Genomic DNA, 20,891 nt, shown 5'->3' with positions numbered 1-20,891 from the left:
ACTGTCTGGTCTGCCGCTGGCGCTGACGGCGTTCGGCTTTATGTTGCTGGGCATCTTTTTGCGGGTGCCGATTGCTCTGGCGATGGCCCTGACCGGATTTTTCGGAAGCTGGTACGTGCTGGGCACCGCCAATGCGCCGATGGCACAGCTGAAAACGCTGTCCTACGAAACATTTTCCAATCAGGGGCTGTCGATCGTGCCCCTTTTCCTGCTGATGGGGCAGTTTGCCACCCGCACCGGAATGAGCGCGGCGCTGTTTCGCGCGGCTTCGGATTTCCTTGGCCACCGCAAAGGTGGCATCGCCATGGCATCGGTCGGGGCCTGTGCGGGGTTTGGCGCGATCTGCGGATCATCGCTGGCCACCGCCAGCACGATGGGGCAGGTGGCCCTGCCCGAAATGCGCCGCCGCGGTTATTCCGACGCGCTGAGCACCGGTGTGCTGGCCGCCGGGGGCACCCTGGGCATCTTGATCCCGCCGTCGATCATTCTGGTGATCTATGCCATCATGGCCGAACAGAACATCGTCAAGATGTTCATGGCAGCCCTGATCCCCGGTATTCTGGCGGCTCTGGGGTACATGATCACCGTCGCGATCTATGTGCGCATCAAACCGGACAGCGCCAGCGTGGCCGAACGCGTGCCCTACCGCGAACGCCTGCGAACACTGGGCGCGACATGGCCGGTGATCGTGATTTTCGGGCTAACCATGGGCGGCATTGTCGGCGACTGGAACTGGGCGCGACCCGGACCGCAGGCCCTGTTCACCCCGAACGAGGCAGCGGCCTTTGGCGCGGTGGCGACAGGGTTTTACGGCATCGTTATGGGGCGTCTGGACTGCGCTGGCCTGCTGGGGGCGTTTCTGGAAACCGCCAAGGCAACGGCGATGATTTTCCTGATTCTGCTTGGGGCCGAGGTTTTGAAAGGTTTTCTGGCATTGACCCGCGCACCCGATATGCTGGCCGACTGGGTACTGAGCGCCGGATACAGCCCGATCATGGTGCTGAGCATCATGTTGATCTGTTACCTGATTTTCGGCTGTGTCATGGACAGCCTGTCGATGATATTACTGACCATTCCGATTTTCCTGCCGGTGATCGAAGTGCTGGATTTCGGCATGAGCGCGGAAGAAACCGCGATCTGGTTCGGCATTCTGGCCCTGATCGTCGTCGAGGTCGGGCTGATCACGCCACCTGTGGGTATGAACCTGTTTATTATCAACGGGGTGGCGCGCGATATTCCAATCTCGCACACCTATCGCGGAGTGGCGCCGTTTGTGATGTCCGATCTGGTGCGGGTGGTGATCCTTGTGGCGTTTCCCCCGATTACTCTGTGGCTGGTAAAGGTGATGTTCTGACGCTTGGGGCATGCATGGTCCGGTCATCTGACGGCGCGTACGCAGGGGCGTTGCGCGGCAAGTATTTTTGAAAAGATGAAACGCGGGGCGATATTTTGCCTCTGGACGTGGCGGGTTCCAAGAGTTAGGAAAACACCGTTGCCCGAGTGGTGGAATGGTAGACACGACGGATTCAAAATCCGTTGCTTTACGGCGTGCCGGTTCAAGTCCGGCCTCGGGTACCACTTTCTGGAAAAATCTTTGTATCAGGCTGTTGCTTAAAGCAGGTGCCTTTTGTGTTTCCAGTTCCAGTTCCGATATCAGCAAACGGGCCATGCGGCGCCCTACTTTACGCCCGTCAAAAAAGGCCGGGTTGGGGTGCTTGTCGGCAATCGGCTTCATCAGGAAGCGGTAATTCCCGTCATAGAATTTGAAGTTCGTCTCGCATAACAAAAGGCGGCCGGTTTTCTTGCAGGGAAGTATGTCATGGGCGAAAAAACCAACCCCCAGCGCATCTTTTACCCGCTGTGAAATAGTCTTGATCTGATCCATGTTGGGCCGGATCAGCAGGTCGTGAAAATGCCGGATCAGATCCGCATCGACCGGGGTGTCGCGGGTGTGGACGCTTGCGTCTTTTCCTGCGCGTACCCAGGCAAACAACACTTGCGCACCAACCACTTGCGCCCGAAGACATACGTTCCACATCTCGCCCTGAAATTCATACCGGCAATCTACGTAATCCGTGTTATAGCGGCTCTCATCCAGTGCGCCGCCACCGTCGATCAATTGCGTTGGAACATGTGCATCGTTGACCGCATTGGAAAACGCGACCTCGAACTGATCCTGATCTTTCAGTTCCCTCGGCATCGGAACTTCAGCGGATTTGAGAGTTTTGTTTTGCCTTGATTTATGTCCGACAATGCGACCTGTGTCCGCGGAGTGCAGAATCTTGTACCCCAAAGCCTTGATCTCCGACTCGCGGGATCGCAACCAGCTTACCTTTCGATCACGGATGAAAAACAGCTCGTTGTAATGTAACAGAACAAAAGCCTGAGGGTCAGTGGTTTTTCCGCGATGCAGGAGTTCCTCAAACGTCAGCACCTCGGCTTGAATGCCCATATTCGTAAGTAATTGAGAAAACCGCTTGATGATGTTCGCAGATCCCTTGCCCTTTGCGATGACGCCCGGTTCTGTAAAGGAAACGATGAAAACCTGGGCCTTATGAGATCCTATTCCTTGTGAGCTGTCGTAAGACTGGTCAGCAGTTGTGCCGTTTCCGGTTCCTTACGCAATTCTGCAATACGCTGTGTGTGCAGTTCACAGCATGCGGCATGCAGGCGGGCCACCTCGGGGTCGGCCATCAGCGCCGCGAACTTCTTTGCCTTGCGCGGTTGAACGGCATCCAGAGAACTGTCTTCTTCGGCGTTGTGGTTCATCATCGTCCAGTAATCCAACCCCAGAGTGTCACCGGTATGATGCGCGCGTCCGCGCATTTTCTTCACCAGATAGCTTTCGCAGGACTTCAGTGCGTAATGGTTGATCTGCACCAGATCATATCCGACTGAATCGCGCATCGAGCGCCATTGACCGGTAAAATAACGTTCGGGCATCGGCTGCCCTGATCCGTTCACCCAATGCGCGTCCTCCATACCGGAAATGCGTGGGCGTTTGGGTCTGTGCACCCCGATGAAATCCCACAGGCCGCGTTTGAACATGGTCTTGAAACCCCACGCCTGCGGCGGGCGCGGCATCCATTCCGGCGCGGCGCGGCGGAACTGATCGGTAATAAAGCTGTCGCGATAGGTTTCGACCCCAGCATTTCCAAACAAACGCCATGTCATCGAGATCATGCGCGCATCAGGCACGGCATCCACCAGCGCCTGAAGACTGTGATCCCCGGTTTTCACATTGATATGTTCATCGGCATCGATGGGGATAACCCAGTCTTCATCGGTGGCGATGTTCATTTTCAAAAACCGCTTATAGGCACGTTTCTGCGGGCTTACGGGGCGTGTACTTGTGTTGTCGACATGGGTAATCGCGCCGATCTGGTCCAGACGGTCCAGAAGTGCATCAGATCCGTCAGAGCAGTCGTTGGAAAAGACGACAATCCTGTCGGCCCCGATTGCCTGATTATGCGCCACCCATTCCAGAATATAGGGGCCTTCGTCTTTCATCGGCGTGACAATTACAAAGCGCGGCGTATGCGGGGCCAAAGTGTTTTCCTGTCTTCCCAACGCATGAACGGTTTGCGCTGTCTGCTGCCTGTGCGCGGGTCTATGGCGCGCTAAGCGCCATGCCCGTCATCGTGTTTATAAAGTCCAATATCAGACGGATTGCACGATTTGGCAACGCCAATGCAACGGTTCGGGCCATGTTCGCGTGGCACTGCGCCGAAAAGTGCACAAAAGAATTCATTGCAATCCAAAACGGCGCGCGCGTACATCTTGGAAAAACAACACAAGGTCGAGCAGATGGGCAAAGACGCATTGGCGCCCGTGGAAAACGGGTTACGCGCCGCCGAGCAGATCAAGCTGCGCTTCAAACGGGTGCCGCGCGGCATGATCCAGGTGGGTGCGCATAACGGTCGGGAAGTGCGCCATCTGGCCCGTTCCGGTGTTGAACGCGGGGTTTTCATTGATCCGCTGGATGAAACTTTCCCGATGTTGCAGAAACGCGTGGATCAGCACAGCGGGTATCGTGCCATTCAGGCGCTTGTGGGCGATGTAGATGGGCAGGAGGTCGATTTTCGGATCGCATCCAATTCCGGCGAAAGTTCAAGCATTCTGGAACCAGGAAGCCACACAACCGTCAAACCCAAGATCGCGTTTGAAACCACGCGTAGGATGACACTGCGCACGCTGGATGTTCTGCTGCCGGAACACGGGCTAGATGCATCCGATTACGATCTGTTGTTTGTCGATACCCAAGGGGCCGAAGTGCACGTGCTGCGCGGGGCCATGGCGACATTGGCGAAGATGGATTTTGTATTTCTCGAAGTCAATATTGGTGGCATGTATAAAGGCGATACGCCGTTGCCGGAACTGTCGATCTTCATGAAAACGCTGGGTTTTGAAATTGCATGGTGCGACGTAAAGCATCTGGGCTGGGGAGATGCCCTGTTCGTAAGACGCAACTTGTTCGCGGTCTGAACCGCGGCTCTAACCGGCAAGGGGTGTTTGTGCCTCGCGTGCCGCGCGTTTCCTGCGACGTTTTTCGCGCAACGCCACTTTGGCCATTTTTGCTTTGCCGATGGGGTCTTGCGGTGGTGTGCGCTCGTCCAGCATACCGGGCGTATCAAGAGCGGCGGAAAATACCAGTTCGCACGCCTGTTGCAGCGCCAAGTTTTCTTCGGCGCTGTCGCGGCGATAGTTGATGTCGGTTTCCGACAATGGCGCCGCATCAAAGAGCGCGGCACGATCGCCAAAAAACTCTTCTCTAAAATCCGCGTCCGAGTCAGCCAGAACCTGCACAAGGGCTTCCCGTTCCTGCGGTTCCAGTACGTCGTTCTTGCGCTGCATCACCGGGTGCGCGGGCATGTCACGGCGCAGGCGGCGCACGCTCTTTTTGCCGATCAAGCGGGTCAGAACACCGAACGCATCGCTGCCCGCGCGGGACAGCGACGGGTTGGATTGGCCTTGCGTGTCCACATCAATGGGGACTTCGGCGCCCAGAAGATCAAAGAAATCATCGATGACATTGCCGTTTACCAGCGTTGAACGATCATAAAGCCGCGGGATGATCCGCGCCTTTGGGAAGGCCGCGCGCAAATTCGCAACCACACCGGAAAAATTGTAAGCCATCGGATTGGCGTGAATATCAGCCAGACGCTGTTGAACAAATGCCGTTGTACCCTGGGTGATCTTGCCGTTCTTTGCGCGCTGCTTGTAATCGGCTTCGAAAAAGCCGTCATAGCGGCGGCAAAAGAAGGTGATGCAGATATCCTCGGCCGGGATACCCGACAACAACGGCGCGTAATCCGCTGGTTTTGCAGTATAAAGCATTTCCGAGGACACAAGACACACCTTGTCCGCGTTTGCCGCGTATTCGGCGGTAAAATCGGCCTGTGTTGCGCTTTGATTGGGACCGCCCTGCGCGATATCGAACACGATCGGGTTATGGCTGATCGGCATGTTGCCTTTGCCATCGGCACGGCGACGGCCCGCTTGCATGTAGTGAACACCGGTTTCGGACAACGCATCCGAATGGGCACGCAGAAAGTTCTGCAAAGCCGTGGTGCCTGTTTTCGGCATCCCGATATGAAGATAGATCATTTCATGCCTCGCGTTCCAATCGGTGTATTGCTGGTTCTCGCCGGATCAGTTGAAAACAGCAAGTATCTGTTCCATTTCGCGCGCCACGGCCGCAGGAGAAGACTTCTCGCGCACATCCGCCATAACGTTCAGGCCTCGCTGCCAGTCAGGTCCGCCATAACTGCTGCGCGCAAAGTCAATCCGTTCTCCGATGGACTGTTCGGTCAGATCGTCGACAAGATAGGGGTAATCATCGCCCAGATAATGGATCGCGTCATCCACTTGTCGATTGACCAGTATGTTTGCGCCAACTGCTGCGGCATTGAACCCTTTGGTAAACGGTTTCGCCATACGGCGTTCGATAGCAGGGCGCGCAGACGCGCCGCGAACACCATAATGCAGTCGGGACTCCTGAAAATGACGAAGGACAGATGAGAATTCGTCAGTCTTGGTAAACGGGTAAACGTGAACGTCGTTTTCGTACTGGGCAGGCAAAAGCGTGTTGCCGATATTGCCGAAATACCCGATTTCCAGTTTGTCCGGGGTGTCGGATGCCGCGACAAGGCGCAGGTCGGCATGGTGGCACATCTGTGCCACAGTGATCCCGGACCGGATGGCTTTATTGTCTTCCAGCCTCTTTTTCAAAAGCATTTCGCTTTTACGCGATGCCGCTATGTGGACATCGGGCAGGCCAAGCGTTTCGGAATTTATCGGGGCATCGACATGATCGATACAGACACCGCGCGCGCTGCGCCGCAAAATATCCAGCGCTTCGGGCGTGAATGACTGGGCGGCGTTTTTCAGCAGGATAACAATGGCATCGCTGCACCCTTTGGCAAAACGACGCTGGCGCACGGCAAATTTCTTTTTCGGAGGCGATGCAATTTCAAAGGTGTATTTGTCGCCCAGATACCGCGATGATATTTGCGCCATCTGATCGCAGCGCATCACCTTGGCGCCGAAATGCACGTGCCCTGTTTGTGCACGAACACAACACGAGTCTTTTCCATTTGCCTGCCTTTCCGTACTGCTCGTTTAGCGGCAACACACTGAAACTGCTATTTTTATTATGATGTACGGCCCTGTGCCAACCCTGTCGAGGGTGGTGTGGCATATGGAACAAATGGAACGGAACATGCGGCATAAATGCAGCGCAACCGGCTTCCCAAGATCGCTCGTGGCTGTTAGCGTGCTGGAAAAAAGAAAGCGGGCACGAGCGATGGACGACAAGATCGTCATTTTTACCACGATGAAGAACGAAGGCCCCTATATTCTTGAGTGGGTTGCCTTTCACCGGGCACTGGGCGCGGGTCACTTTGTGATTTTCACCAATGATTGCGAAGACGGAACCGATGCCATCGCGGCGCGGCTTGAAGAATTGGGAATAGCCAGCCACGTGCCCAACGCCGTCAAGGAAGGCGGCAACCCGCAGCATCAGATGCTGCGCCGCGCCCGACGCCATCCAAAGGTAAAAGAGGCCGACTGGCTGATGTGTCTGGATGTCGATGAATTCTGGAACATCCGGATCGGAAACGGCACCTTTCCCGAACTGGTCGACGCGGTCGAGGCTAAAGCGGGCCAGCCTGTCGATGCGATTTCATTTGCGTGGAAACTGTTCGGGTCGTCCGGCAATCTGACATTCGAAGATTTGCTGGTGACACAGCGCTTTACCCTGGCCGATATTGATTTCCCGTATCATTCCGGCCGTGCCTCGGGGTTGAAGACCCTGTTTCGCAACAACGGCAAATTTACCCGTTTTGGCCCGCACAGACCAAAAGGGATGGAAGAAGGCAAGGAAGATCAGGTCGCGTGGTCAGATGCCGGTGGAAACCTTTTTCCGGCCGCTTCGGTCGGGTGGCGCGCGTGGAAAAGCTTTGATCATAGCTTTGGCCGGTTGCACCATTATTCGGTGCGCGCAGTCGACAGTTTCCTGATCAAACGTGATCGTGGCCGCACCAATCATGTGAACGTCGATCAGGCCGAAAGCTACTGGCGCGACATGAACGTCAACAAGGCCGCCGATGTTTCGATCCTGCCGCAAAGCGAACGGGCAGAGCCCGCGCGACAGGAATTGTTGCAGGACAAAATGCTTGGTACGCTGCACAGCACGGCGTGCGACTGGCACCGCGACAAGGTTGCAGAACTGAAGGCCCGCCCCGACTGGACGGAATTTCGCACCTGGCTTTATGAAAACGTCGTTTAGCCATGGCCGAATTTCTTTCCAAAGCCGAACAGAAGCCAGATCATCCGGATCGCAAAACCGGATACGAACGCATACTTAACGATCCGCCGCCGCCATGGTTTGTCGATCTTTATCCCGGCGGGGACGGCATCGGATTCATGCACAAGATGGCGCGCCATGCGGTTACATTTCATGATCGTGGCCCGCAGGTTCTGATGGTCAGTTTCGATAACATAGCCAATGTGAATGACCGGTCGTTCGCGCGCGAGCCGTGGGGGTGGAAATTTTTCCGCGATCAGGGCTATTCCCATATGGGTATCTTTGCCCGCACCAAGGCATGGTACCGCGACCGCGAAATCATAGATTATATGGAAGCCCGCGCCGCCGAAGGGTTTTTCAGCAAATTCGACAAGGTCGTGTTCACCGGCTCGTCAATGGGCGCATTCGGGGCGCTGGTGTTCGCCCCCCTTGCACCCAACGCCAACGTGATCGCGTTCAACCCGCAATCCACGCTGGATGCGCGTCTGGTGCCATGGGAAGAACGCTACAAGTTCGGGCAGGTACAGGATTGGGATCTGCCTTACGGTGACGCCGCGCAATCGGTTTCGGATATTGGAAAGGCCTACGTAATCTATGATCATTTTTTTGATCCCGACAGAACCCATGCGCACCGTCTGACAGGGCCGAACGTGATCCTTTTGAAAAGCTGGTTTTCCAACCATTTTGCCGCCCCGATGCTGCGCAAGATCGATTTGCTGAAACCCGTCATGCTGGGCGGAATTGACGGAACGCTGGACGAACAGACGTTTTACAGGATGTTTCGTGCGCGCCGGTCTTTGCCCTGGTACATGCGCGGGCTTGGTGAACGGGCCGAGGCCAAAGGGCACGAGGCGTTACTTGGGCCGGCGCGCGCACGGTTCCGCAAACTACGCCGGGCAGAAAAAGAGCAACAGGCAGAAGAACCGGCCGATGTTGCCGAAAGCGCGCAACCGTGACACCGGCCCGCCAACGCGGAGTGTTCATCGGCCAGCGCAAGGATCGGCTGGGCGCGCGATTACTGATGATGCTGACCTGCATCCGCCTGTCCGAAGACTTCAAGACCGAATACCGCGTGAACTGGTTCCCGAAAGGGGTCGACGCGCCGGAACTGGATAGTCCGTCAGAATTGTTTGATCCGGCATGGATGGAAACTCATTTTTTGTCGGCAGATGCGTTTGATGAAACCGAACAGAATGCATTGCCACTGGCGGCCTTTGCGGACGATGCCGATGCGACGCGTCTGAACGCACATCTTGGGGCAGGGCGCGCAGTGATTGTCGAAGAAGGGTTCGAAGTCTTCGCCTTTCCCTGGGAAAACCCCGAAGAAATCCGCACCCGATACAGCGGTTTCATCGACAAGATCGCCTTTATCCCGGTTATCGAACAGCATATGCGCCAGATCGAGGCCGCATTGGTGGGCAAGGGATCATCAGCCTATCACATACGGCGCGGAGATATTCTGAACGGGTTGCCGTGGAAACATTCGACATGGCCCGCCAAGATCGAACCCGAAGAATTATATGAACGTCATCTGGAAAAACACGCGGGCCAGCCGGCCATCATGTTTTCCGACCAGCCGGAAATCATCGCATCGTTCTGCAAAAGATATCCGTGGCTGAAACAGATGTCAGACATTGCCGATCTGTCTGGCCTGACACGGTCACAAAGGGATTTTCTGGAACTGTTCGCCATGTCACGCGCGGACCAGATTGTCGCCCCGATCATTTCTGCCTTTTCCTCGGCTGCGGCGCGCCTGTCTGGGCGTCAGCGGCTGGTGTTCCGCGATGTTCTGGACGAAGACGACATTACACAGGCCAATGAAAACCTGCTGGCCCGCGCCAACCGGGGGGCAGCTGCGTTTCTGAACCTGTCCGAAGCGGCGCATCTTTATTCAAAGCTTGAACAATATCTGAATGCCAACGACCGCTCGCAAGAGGCCTGTGATCTGGTGCAATCGCTGGTCGATGCGGGGGCGGACAATGCGTTTCTGCCGATCTATCTGGCGTTGAACCATTTTTATCTGGGCAAGTGGCCCGATGCGATGCAGGTGGCGCGCGCTGGTCTGCAAAACCCGCATCTGTGGCCCGAGGATTTCGCGGTTCTGTCGGCATTGCTGGGGGCCACACATGGCGCACGCAAACAACGCTGGGCGGCAGGTCAGCATTTTTCACGCGCGTTCTGGGCCAAACCGATGCGCCCCGATGTTGTGGTGCTTGGATCGCGTATGGTCTATCGCAAGCAATTGCCCAAACGCCTGTTCCCGCCGATTGATTGGGACTTGCTGAAGTTTTCGCGCCAGCCGTGGTTTATCCCGTTCAACAACCTGTATCTTGTGCAGTGGAAGATCATCCGCCGCCGTCCGTGCAATTTTGATATGGTCCTGCTGGACTGGGCCGATTTTGTGTTGGATCAGAAGGGCCGCCAGTTGCAGGGCAGCCGCCCCCGGCTTGAGACATTGAAACGCTCGGTAGAAGCTGCGTCTTCGTTTGAAGCGGATGCGCCCGAACGGCAAAGCGTGTTGGCATTGATCGATTTCTGGATGGGCGCACCGGTTGCCGATTGCATGGCGCGCAACGATGCGGCGCTGGCCAAAACGCCGGATCATCCGCTGTATTTCAAACGGCAGGCCGATATGCTTGAGGCCAGCCATGACATCGCCGGCGCGCGTATGGCGCTGACCGAGGCACTGGCCCAGCAGACCGACAACCCTTATCTGCTGTATACACTCGGTCGGTTTCTGGAGCGTCACAACGCGGCGGAACAGGGGCAGGATCTCATCCTGCGTGCGGCAGAGCTGGATCATGGTACGGCGGCAATTCAAGGTGAAGCCGGGCGTATCCTGATGCGCAACGGCCAGTTGGATGCGGCGCATCAAACATTACTCAAGGCGCAGGATCTGTGCCCGACTTACAAGCGGTTCGGGAACCAGATCGAACGCATCGAAAGCAGGGCCGCCACCGGCTAGCCGCCTATGGCGCGTTGCGCCCCGCGCAAAACCAACGCCGATTCGAATTTGAATTATGACATCAAGAACCAGTCGGCGAAAATCCGCCCCATTGGTGCATGTTGGGCGACATTCAGAACAAACCAGACGCGATTGCATCTTGAAGCTGCCATATTTCCGCCACGATCGAACTATCACGGATATCGAAACAATCTTTGAAACCGATTTCTGCGCGACTTCAAGGAATGGCCCGTTTTAACCGTTTCCAAACAAAGCTTGTGGATCGCACGCTGCATATCGGGAAACAATAAACAATTTGAGACAAAGTGATTTTTCGAAATACTCGCTTAACGTGTCGCGCAAATCATAATTTTGCTGCCGTTTTGCCATTTTTTCCTTTGTCGCACCGAGGCAGACAGATAAGACTGAACGTGCCCAACTGGGGGGTAATGTTTGTAGGCCACGGGGGCGGCCGCACGAGAACGCATCTTTTAGGTGCGGGAGGTGCGTGGTCGCTGTGTTGCGTTTGTAACAAGTGATTAACGAGTGCGCCTGACAGCATGTTGCTGTTGGTGTGTCATGGCAAGGGCGTCAGCCTGCGACCACGACATCTCTCCTCAAGATGCGGACAACGTGCAAACACGTTGCGTTTGGCATGATTGCCGAACGAAACGGTGGCGCGTTTTGGTTCCCGCCATGTGGCGGGTGCGTACCTTGGGGTACGGGTAGGAGGTAACGATGGTGGTGAGTAACGAGGATCCCAATGCGGCCCATCTGATCGGCTTTTGGGACTTTCTGAAACCGGACGCAGGCAAAGACACCGGTCTTGCCGATGGCATCGCGCAAAATGGCAAATTCGAAGGCGGCGCACGGGCATCCGGCGGGCAGTTGAAAACCGATGGCTACGGCGACTATTTTGATGTCGACGGCGAAACCGTTTCGGCAGGGAACGACACACCGTTCGATCTGGCCAAGGGCACGATTGCGCTGCAATTCACGCAGGATTGCCATATCGGATCCTCGCCCGATACGCTGGTCAACCGCGGCGAATATGCCGATCGCGCCACCGAAGGTTATTTCCAGATGCGTGTCACGCGCGACGGCCGTGTCGAGGTGATGCACTGCGCCGATGGCGAAGATGTGCTGCTCAAGACCGACGCGGGTTTCTTTGACGAAGGCGATACGGTCAAGGCAACTTATGCGTGGGATGACACCAAGGGTGTTGTTCTGCAGGTCGAAAACCTGACCAAAGGCACGACACAGACGATCGAAGCGGCGACCACCGGCTTGACGCTGGACATTGGCGATAATGATGACGAAGTGTTTACATTCGGCGCCCGTGAATCCGACGACGGCCAGTACAATCAGTTCTTTGACGGATCGATCGATTTTGTTGCCGTCTACAACATTGACACAATCAATTCCGGCACAACCCCGCCTCAGGGCAACGGCATAGTGTCGGGCACTGATGGCGATGATGTCATCGATCTGGCCTACACCGGCGACCCCGAAGGCGACCGTGTCGATGCCAATGACGCGATCCTGCCGGGGCAAGGGCCAAACGACGATATCATCGTGGCCGGCGCCGGCAACGATATCGTGCGCGGCGAACAGGGCGATGATACGATATTCGCCGGCACCGGAAACGACACGGTCTTTGGGGGTGACGGAGACGATACCATTTCGGGCGGGTCGGGCGATGACACGCTGAACGGCGGCGACGGCACCGATATCATTTCCGGCGATATTGGCAACGACACGATCAATGGTGGCGCCGGAGCGGACGCAATGGCTGGCGGCGCGGACCGCGACACGTTTCTCGGGGCGACCGCAGGTGACATTATCGATGGCGGGGAAAGCACATCATCGGGCAATGTGCTGGATGATTTCGATACACTGGATTTGACCGGCGCGGGCGAGGCGAACAACCCCGGCGGGCGCGCCGTGGTGGAATACGACACCAACCCTGAAAACGGCATCGTCCGGTTTCTGGATGCCAATGGCAACGAAACCGGATCGCTGCAATTTACCAACATCGAAAACGTGATCGAAGATGTAATCTGTTTTACGCCCGGAACGCTGATCGCAACGCCCAAGGGCGAACGGCTTGTCGAAACACTTAAGGCGGGCGACCGCGTAATCACTCGCGACAACGGAATTCAGGAAATTCAGTGGTTGGGCCAAAGGGGCGTTCTGGGCACCGAACTGCTGCGCAAGCCGCACCTGAAACCGGTCATGATCAAGGCCGGCGCCCTTGGCAACGGGTTGCCCGAACATGATACAATGGTCAGCCCAAACCACCGCGTTCTGGTGGCCAGTGACAAGACAGCGCTGTATTTCGAAGAACGCGAAGTGCTGGTTGCGGCCAAGCACCTGACCGGATTGAAGGGGGTCGATGTGGTGAACGTGACGCAGACCAGCTATATCCACATGATGTTTGCCCAACACGAAGTGATCCTGTCCAACGGATCATGGACGGAAAGCTTTCAGCCCGGTGATTATTCACTGCAGGGCATCGGAAACGCGCAACGCAATGAAATAATCGAACTTTTCCCTGAACTGAAAACCCGTAAGGGGCTTGACGGCTATGTGTCCGCGCGCCGGTCTCTGAAAAAGCACGAGGCCCGTATCCTCACGAAATAGGCGGTTAAAACCGTCAACGGCTTATGCAGCCAGCCTGTCGGGAGAGCCTGACAGGCGCAGGAAACGGAGCAGTCTACTGTTCCGTTTCTTTGTTTTTGGCGGTCAGGTTTTTTTCGATTTCCGCCAGTCTGCCCAGTCACTTGGCGTATCCAGATCGGTTGTGGCGCGCTGGCCGGGCAGATCGATAAAGATGCACCGCCCCTGATGGGCCTGAACGATGCCGGCGGCCCCACGATCGCCCGACAGGCGTTGCAGATCGCCCAACAGATCGGACGGAAACACCACCGGATGGCCGTGCCGCCCGTTTGCGTCACGCGCGCGCAGGATCGCCATGGGGTTCCGTTCGTGGGCCTCTGCCAGTGCCGTGAAATCTTCGCTGCATAATTCGGGCATATCCGCAGGCACAACCATCGCCGCAGAACTGCCGTGGGGCAGGGATGCGACACCTGCGCCAATCGAATGGCCCATCCCAAGATTCGCTTCGGGAACCGCGAGTACATCAACATCCAGATCGACCAGCACCCTGGCGCGCGGATGATCGGGCGCGGGAACGGTGACAGTGACAGGCAGGCCCGCCGCGTATGCCCGCAGTGCGAGTGTCCGCAGACAGGGTTGCCCATCCACATCCATCAGCAATTTGTCAGCCCCGCCCATGCGCGAAGACTGCCCAGCGGCCAGCAGTAATACCCGAACTGTCATGTCCTGCCTTTGGTGGCGTCGGGCCGTTGCGCCAGCCCTGACAATGTTCTAGCCGCGCATGCGCGCGCCGTCAGCATCAAACAGCGGTTCGGTGATCAGACGGGCAGGGCGCATCTGGCCCAGTATCTCGATCTCGACAGCCAAGCCTTCGGCCACACGGTCTGTCGGGACAAAGCCCAGCGCAATGGATTTGCCTGCATAATGCGAATATCCGCCCGAGGTGCAGAACCCCTGAACCGACCCGTCCAGCCAGATCGGTTCATAGGCATTCACATCGGCATCGTCGGCATCCACCTCAAAGGCGCAAAGCTGGCGGGCGGGGCCGCTGGCTTTTTCCGCCTCGGCGGCGGCGCGGCCGATGAAATCAGTGTTTTTCTTGAAACTGATGAACCGGTCCAGCCCGGTTTCGGCGGCAGTGTAATCGGGCGAAAATTCGGACAGCCAGCTGCCAAAGAACTTGTCCAGTCGCAGCGACATCATCGCACGCATCCCGAATGGCACCATGGCGTGATCCTGCCCCGCAGCCCACAGCACATTCCAGAGCGCGCGCTGGCCCATCGGGTCGCAGTAAATCTCAAACCCCAGATCACCGGTATAGCTGACCCGCTGCACGATGCAGTCAGTCATGCCGACGGTCATTTTGCGCACATCCAGGAATTTCATATCCGAAATATCGCTGCGGGTGCAGGCGGCCAGAACCTTGGCCGCGTTCGGCCCCGCGATCTGGAAACCGTTGCGCCTGTCGCTGATGTTTTCGACGCTGACACCTTCATCAAGGTTTTGCAGGAACCAGCGATAGTGGAACGCCTGTGATCCGTAAGACGCGGTCAGTTGGAATTCATCCTCGGCCAGACAGGACATGGTGAAATCGCCGATCAGCTTGCCCTTGGGCGACAGCATCGGGGTCAGCGACAGGCGGCCCGGTTGCGGCACACGGCCCGCCATGATCCGGTCAAGCCATGCACGCGCTCCGGCGCCTTTGACCAGATATTTGCCAAAATTGTGCAGCTCGTTGATACCCACACCGCTGCGCACCGCGTTCACCTCGCGCGCCGTGGCCTCAAACGCATCCGAGCGGCGGAAGGATGGTGTTTCATAAACCGGTTCATCGCCCTGCGCGAAATAGTTCGCAACTTCCAGCCCGTATTGCTGGCCCCAGACTGCGCCCATTTCGGTGAATATGTCATACATCGGCGTTGTGCGGTTGGGCCGTGCGGCGGGCAGTTCTTCGTTCGGGTAGGCGACACTGAACCGTTTCTGATAGTTTTCGATGACCTTGGGCAGCGTATAGCCCGGAGAAATCCAGTCTCCGAACCGGGCAACGTCCATTGCGAACGTATCGCGTTCTGTTTCGCCCTCGACCATCCATTGCGCCAGCATCAGTCCGACACCGCCGCCCTGGGAAAAGCCCGCCATAACGCCGCAGGCCGCCCAGTAATTGCGTACGCCGGGCACCGGGCCGACCAGCGGGTTTCCATCCGGCGCAAAGGTGAAGGGACCGTGGATGACAGTCTTGACGCCCGCGCGTTCCAGATCGGGAAAGCGCTTGTAGGCAAAGGCGATGCTGTCTTCAATCTTGTCAAAATCGTCTTGCAGAAGGTCCTGCCCGAAACTCCAAGGCGTTCCCTCAACCGCCCATGGGCGACATTTCTGTTCGTAAAACCCGATGCACAGCCCCTTGCCCTCTTGGCGCAGATAGCTTTCTCCGGCAGGGTCCATGACGTGGGGATGTTCCACCCCGTCCTTCATCATCTCGACGATCATGGGAACATCTTCTGTCACCAGATATTGATGTTCCATCGGGTGCAGCGGAAAATAAAGACCCGCCATCGCGCCCACTTCACGCGCCCAGAGGCCACCGGCGTTGACCAGATGTTCGGTGTGGATCGTGCCCTTGTCGGTCACAACATCCCATGTGCCGTCAGCGCGCTGGTTGGTTTCGCGCACCATGCAATGGGTTTCAATCGTTGCGCCACCCATGCGCGCGGCCTTGGCATAGGCGTGGGTGGTGCCCGACGGATCAAGATGCCCGTCCAGCGGATCGAATAATCCGCCGACAATGCCGTCGATATTGGTGACGGGCGCGATCTTCTTGATCTCTTCCGGGGTGACGATTTCGGTTTCCAGCCCCATGAAACGGTGCTTGGCCCGCTCTGCGACCAGCATATCGAACCGGTCCTGATCTTCGGCCAGTGTGATGCCGCCCACATGGTGCAACCCGCAGGACATGCCGGTGATTTCTTCCAGTTCCTTGTAAAGACGGATCGTATACCCCTGCAGGGCCGCCATGTTCGTATCACCGTTCAGCGTGTGAAACCCGCCCGCCGCATGCCAAGTGGACCCCGATGTCAGTTCGGAACGTTCCAGCAGCATCACATCGGACCACCCGAGCTTTGTGAGATGATAAAGAACAGACGCACCGACGACTCCGCCGCCAATGACAACAACACGAGAGGTGGTTTTCATATTGGAATTCCTTTAGGTTTCGGCGCAATATAGCCATGTGAAAACCCCGGCGGAACGTCCGAATGCGACACCGCCTGTCGTGCATTTTTTAATCACGGGCCTGGCCCTGAAGAAAGCGTTCTGTTCTGACCGGATTGATCACAAGCCTGCCCGCAACCGCCCTGCGAAAACTGCGCCAATTCACCCGCAAACTGTGGGTGCGCGTGGTGCTGATGGGCCTGTTGGCGATTGCATCACTGGGTCTAACCCAGTTGTTCAATCCTGTCATTCCCGCGCGGTTTTCTGTTTATCTGCACGAGATATCGGCAGACCGCCTGCTTGATATCATTGCAAACGCAATGCTGGCGGTCACAACATTTGCGCTGACCGTGATGGTGTCTGTCTATCGCTCGTCCGCCTCGCAATGGACACCGCGGGTGCACAGCCTGATCATGGAAGACACGACAACGCAAAACACGCTGGCCGTCTTCATCGGCGCCTATGTCTATGCGCTAACGGCCATCATCATGCAGGAACTGGGCGTGTATTCCGACGAACACGGCGTTGTTCTGTTTGGTGTGACCGTTCTGGTGTTGCTGCTGATCGTGATTTATCTGATCCGCTGGACCCTGCATTTGCAGACCCTTGGCAGCCTGTTGGATACCAGCCGCGATCTTGAAAGCCAGACCCGCGCCCTGCTGGAAGACCGACGAGAAATGCCCTGTCTCGGCGCCAACCCGCTGACCAGGAATACCGTGATCTCGGAAGCTGCACGCGATGTTCTGGCCACGGAAACCGGGTATATCCGTCATATCTATCCCGAAGCGCTGAACGAAGCGGCGGAAAAGACGGGCATGAACGTCTATCTGGTGCGCGCCGTGGGCAGCTTTGTGTTTCGCGGCGATATTCTGGCCCATGTCAGCGGGACAAGCGAAACAGACAGCGACACCACCGATTTCGACAAGACCCTGCTGGATCACATTACGATCGGCGACCAGCGATCCTATGATCAGGACCCGCGGTTCGGTCTGCTGGCGATGGGTGAGATTGCCTCAAAGGCGCTGTCGCCCGGTGTGAACGATCCCGGCACCGCGATCGATATCATCACGCGTCTGGGGCGTATCCTGATGGTTTGCAAAAGCGCATATGACAGTGACGAAACCATCCGTCACCCGTTTCTTTGGTCCAGACCGATGGATCCGGCAGATCTGCTGGAAGACGCGTTTGGCGCACTTGCGCGCGACGGGGCAAACAACATTGAAGTGCAGCAAAGGTTGCAACACACGCTGACCGGTTTGATCGAACATGCGGAACCGGGCATTCGCACCGCCGCCGCCGACATGGCCGCTCTGGCCTATCGCCGCGCGCAAGAGACCCTGGCCTTCGAAGATGACCGGACACGCCTGACATCCAGCACGTGCCGGACAGTTCTGGATCAGGCTGGCTGATACCGCCCCGAAATGGCTTGACCGGCGAATATGTCGTCGCAGCATTAATCTTGATCAATGTAGGCAATCGCTGATTGATGCTACACTCAAATCAAGAGGATGCGGCGTGATAGTGTGGTAAAGGGTGAGGGGTTGGCCGCATCCTGGGCCGCGCTGGCTGCATTAGTCGGCGCGGCGCTGGTGGGCAGGCCGATGATTCATTAGTACAGGTCGCGTTTGTGACGACAATCCATCCTGGCACGCCTGAGCGCGTGTAATTTCCCCCACAGTTTGTATCACTGCGACCCGATATGTCGGGAAAGGGCAACCGGAACGCCGTAATGGGCGTCAGGTTGCCCGTCAGCACGTCATCAACAAAGGACAACGCCAGATGCGCACCCATGCCCAAGCCGTAGTGATCGGAGGCGGCGTGATCGGCTGCTCGATCCTGTACCACCTGACCAAACTGGGCTGGTCGGATGTTGTTCTGCTGGAACGCGACGAGTTGACCAGCGGCAGCACATGGCACGCAGCGGCAAACATTCACGGATTGCACGACAGCACTAATATCAGCCGCATCCAGCACTACACGATGAACCTATACAACGCGCTTGAGGAAGAAACCGGCCAAAGCTGCGGCGTGTTCCAACCCGGAAGCCTGTATCTGGCCCAGACCGAAGCCCGCGAACATCAATTGCGCCTGCAGGCGGCCAAGGCCAAGCTTTATGGCATGAATTTTCACGAAGTGACCCGTGACGAGGCCGAACGCCTGCACCCGCTGGTAAACTTTGACGGCATCCGCTGTATCATGTGGGAACCCGATGGCGGCAATGTGGACCCCAGCGGCGTGACCAACGCCTATGCAGCCGGCGCGCGCCAGAATGGCGCGGAAATCATGCGGTTCACGCCGGTCACGGCCACCACGCCGCAGCCAGATGGCACATGGATCGTGGAAACGCCCAAAGGAAATATTCGCACCGAATGGGTGATCAACGCGGCGGGCCTGTGGGGGCGCGAAGTGGCGGCGCTTGCCGGGATCGAATTGCCCCTGCAACCTACGGAACACCAGTATTTCGTGACCGAAACTATCGATGAAATCGCCGCGCTGGACCGCCGTCTGCCATCAGTGGCCGACCGCGACGGCGAATATTACCTGCGTCAGGAAGGCAAGGGGCTGCTGGTCGGCGCCTATGAAAAGAACCTGAAATTCTGGGCCGAAAACGGCACCCCGCTGGATTTCGCCCATGATCTGTTTCCCGACGATCTGGAACGGATCGAAGACAACATGATGCGCGCGATCGATCGTGTGCCCGCTGTGGGCAGCGCCGGCGTCAAGCGGGTGATCAACGGTCCGATGATCTGGTCGCCCGACAGCAACGTGATCCTTGGGCCGGTGCCCGAACTGCAAGGCTATTTCTGCTGCAACGGCATCATTCCGGGCTTCAGCCAGTCGGGCGGCATGGGCCTGATGGTTGCGCAATGGATCATCGAAGGCGAAATGAAATACGATATGTTCGCCTGGGACATGGCGCGTTTTGGTCTTTGGGCAGGCAAGGAATTCACCAAGGCCAAGGTGGGCGATCAATACGCCAACCGCTTTGCCATCCATTTCCCCAACGAAGAACGCAGCGCAGGCCGCCCGTGCCGCACCCGCCCGATCTACCAGATGCAAAAGGACATGGGCGCGGTGTTCGGGCTGAACTATGGTTGGGAACACCCGCTGTGGTTTGCCGATGCACCAGGTGTGAAAGACACCAACGGTTTTACCCGCCAGAACTGGTGGGAACCGGTGGGTGCGGAATGCAAAATGCTGCGTGACCGCGCAGGCATCATCGATATTTCGAACTTTGCCAAATATATCTGCAAGGGTCCGGACGCCGAAAGCTGGCTGAACGCGGTCTTTGCCAATAACATGCCCAAAGCTGTCGGGCGGTCGTGCCTGACGCCGCTGATTGGCAAACGGGGCGGCATTGCAGGTGATTTCACCGTGACGCGCCTTGCCGAAGACGAATTCTGGGTCATCGGCTCAGGCATCGCCGAACGCTACCATTCGCGCTTCTTCAAGGAAGTCCCCTTGCCCGAAGGCACCACATTCGAAAGCCGGACAGAAGCGATGTGCGGATTCAACGTGGCCGGCCCGCAAAGCCGCGCAATGTTGCAGCGGCTGACCAATGCCTCGCTCGCGACCCAGGATTTTCCGTTCATGCGCTCAAAGCGGATCGAACTTGCCGGGGTTGAAGTGCTGGCCCTGCGCGTGTCTTTTACCGGCGATCTGGGATGGGAGTTGCACTGCGCGGCGCAGGATCAGGAACGGCTTTACACTGCCCTGATCGAGGCTGGCAAAGCCGTCGGCGCAGGCCCCGTAGGCGGGCGCGCACTGATGAGCTTGCGGGTCGAAAAAGGCTATGGCAGCTGGTCGCGTGAATATTCACCCGAGTACTGGCCACAGGAAGTTGGCCTGGACCGGTTATGCAAGCTGGACAAGGATTTTCTCAACAAGGACGCGGTGGCCGCCAACCTGCAAAAAGAGGCGCGCGAACATCTGGTTCTGCTGGCTCTGGATAGCGGCGAAACCGATGCCTCCAACGCCGATGCCACGGGTGGGGAGCCCATTTTCAAGAACGGCAAGGGGATCGGGCGCGTAACATCGGGCACCTATGGCTATACGGTCGGGCAATCGCTGGCGCTTGGCTATGTCAACGGGGCGCAAGCTGGCGACAGTGTCGAGGTGATGGTTCTGGGAAAACCGCACAAGGCGACAATCCTGCACGAGCCGCCCTTTGACCCCAAAGGCGAAAAACTGCGCGCTTAGGCGCGGGCAGGCGAGGGTGGAATAAGTATTGAAGAAAAGATGAAGCACAGCACCCGCCTTCATCTTTTCAAAAATACTTGAAACCCAGCACTCCGCCGCACGCGCCGAGAGGCG

The 20,891-nt window shown here is 57.3% G+C and carries 14 protein-coding genes and 1 tRNA gene; 10 read left to right on the top strand and 5 right to left on the bottom strand.

What is annotated here, in order from left to right; translation table 11 throughout:
• Window position 1 precedes the first annotated feature (1 nt).
• The 3 genes from OLX72_RS17080 (at window position 2) to OLX72_RS17070 (ending at window position 2,239) form a co-directional block, all read left to right on the top strand.
• Entirely contained in the window at window positions 2-1,354 is a 1,353-nt protein-coding gene (locus OLX72_RS17080) for a TRAP transporter large permease (RefSeq protein ID WP_114872227.1), read from the top strand.
• Window positions 1,355-1,494: 140 nt separating this feature from the next.
• Window positions 1,495-1,578, top strand: a tRNA-Leu gene (locus OLX72_RS17075).
• 334 nt (window positions 1,579-1,912) lie between these two features.
• Complete coding sequence (locus tag OLX72_RS17070; protein ID WP_433989175.1) at window positions 1,913-2,239, top strand: hypothetical protein; 327 nt, start codon at window positions 1,913-1,915, stop codon at window positions 2,237-2,239.
• Between the two features lie 323 nt (window positions 2,240-2,562).
• Here the strand turns inward: OLX72_RS17070 and OLX72_RS17065 are convergent, their stop codons facing one another.
• Window positions 2,563-3,549, bottom strand: a complete 987-nt coding sequence (locus OLX72_RS17065; protein ID WP_254684752.1) for a glycosyltransferase family 2 protein — start codon at window positions 3,547-3,549, stop codon at window positions 2,563-2,565.
• Between the two features lie 231 nt (window positions 3,550-3,780).
• Here OLX72_RS17065 and OLX72_RS17060 point away from each other — a divergent pair, with 231 nt between their 5' ends.
• Window positions 3,781-4,485, top strand: coding sequence for an FkbM family methyltransferase (locus OLX72_RS17060; protein ID WP_162797976.1), 705 nt, complete (start codon window positions 3,781-3,783; stop codon window positions 4,483-4,485).
• Between the two features lie 9 nt (window positions 4,486-4,494).
• Here the strand turns inward: OLX72_RS17060 and OLX72_RS17055 are convergent, their stop codons facing one another.
• The gene (locus OLX72_RS17055) at window positions 4,495-5,607 is read right to left on the bottom strand and encodes a hypothetical protein (protein WP_114870012.1); all 1,113 of its coding nucleotides are present in this window, start codon (window positions 5,605-5,607) and stop codon (window positions 4,495-4,497) included.
• Between the two features lie 45 nt (window positions 5,608-5,652).
• Complete coding sequence (locus OLX72_RS17050; protein WP_433989174.1) at window positions 5,653-6,555, bottom strand: hypothetical protein; 903 nt, start codon at window positions 6,553-6,555, stop codon at window positions 5,653-5,655.
• A 250-nt stretch (window positions 6,556-6,805) separates the two neighbouring features.
• On the opposite strand from OLX72_RS17050, the gene OLX72_RS17045 reads away from it, so the two are divergent.
• From OLX72_RS17045 to OLX72_RS17030, 4 genes are all read left to right on the top strand, one after another.
• Window positions 6,806-7,789 (top strand): glycosyltransferase family 2 protein, encoded by a 984-nt coding sequence (locus OLX72_RS17045; protein ID WP_433989173.1) that lies wholly within the window; start codon window positions 6,806-6,808, stop codon window positions 7,787-7,789.
• Window positions 7,790-7,791: 2 nt separating this feature from the next.
• Complete coding sequence (locus tag OLX72_RS17040) at window positions 7,792-8,763, top strand: hypothetical protein (RefSeq protein WP_114870015.1); 972 nt, start codon at window positions 7,792-7,794, stop codon at window positions 8,761-8,763.
• Window positions 8,760-10,772 (top strand): hypothetical protein, encoded by a 2,013-nt coding sequence (locus tag OLX72_RS17035; RefSeq protein WP_114870016.1) that lies wholly within the window; start codon window positions 8,760-8,762, stop codon window positions 10,770-10,772. The genes OLX72_RS17040 and OLX72_RS17035 overlap by 4 nt, the downstream gene beginning before the upstream one ends.
• Before the next feature lie 717 nt (window positions 10,773-11,489).
• A complete protein-coding gene (locus OLX72_RS17030) occupies window positions 11,490-13,394 on the top strand; it encodes a Hint domain-containing protein (protein ID WP_433989172.1) in 1,905 nt (634 codons plus the stop codon).
• A gap of 102 nt (window positions 13,395-13,496) precedes the next feature.
• Here the strand turns inward: OLX72_RS17030 and OLX72_RS17025 are convergent, their stop codons facing one another.
• Complete coding sequence (locus OLX72_RS17025; RefSeq protein WP_433989171.1) at window positions 13,497-14,093, bottom strand: nucleotidyltransferase family protein; 597 nt, start codon at window positions 14,091-14,093, stop codon at window positions 13,497-13,499.
• A 48-nt stretch (window positions 14,094-14,141) separates the two neighbouring features.
• Entirely contained in the window at window positions 14,142-16,559 is a 2,418-nt protein-coding gene (locus OLX72_RS17020; protein ID WP_114870020.1) for a GcvT family protein, read from the bottom strand.
• 134 nt (window positions 16,560-16,693) lie between these two features.
• Between OLX72_RS17020 and OLX72_RS17015 the strand changes: the two genes are divergently transcribed.
• Window positions 16,694-17,986: a DUF2254 domain-containing protein gene (locus tag OLX72_RS17015; RefSeq protein ID WP_254684753.1), complete on the top strand. Its 1,293-nt coding sequence runs from the start codon at window positions 16,694-16,696 to the stop codon at window positions 17,984-17,986.
• 370 nt (window positions 17,987-18,356) lie between these two features.
• Entirely contained in the window at window positions 18,357-20,777 is a 2,421-nt protein-coding gene (locus OLX72_RS17010) for a GcvT family protein (RefSeq protein WP_114870021.1), read from the top strand.
• The last annotated feature ends 114 nt before the right edge of the window (window positions 20,778-20,891 follow it).

The organism is Sulfitobacter sp. TBRI5, assembly GCF_051013555.1.
Taxonomy (GTDB): Bacteria; Pseudomonadota; Alphaproteobacteria; order Rhodobacterales; family Rhodobacteraceae; genus JL08.
This window is presented reverse-complemented; position numbering and strand designations above follow the sequence as displayed.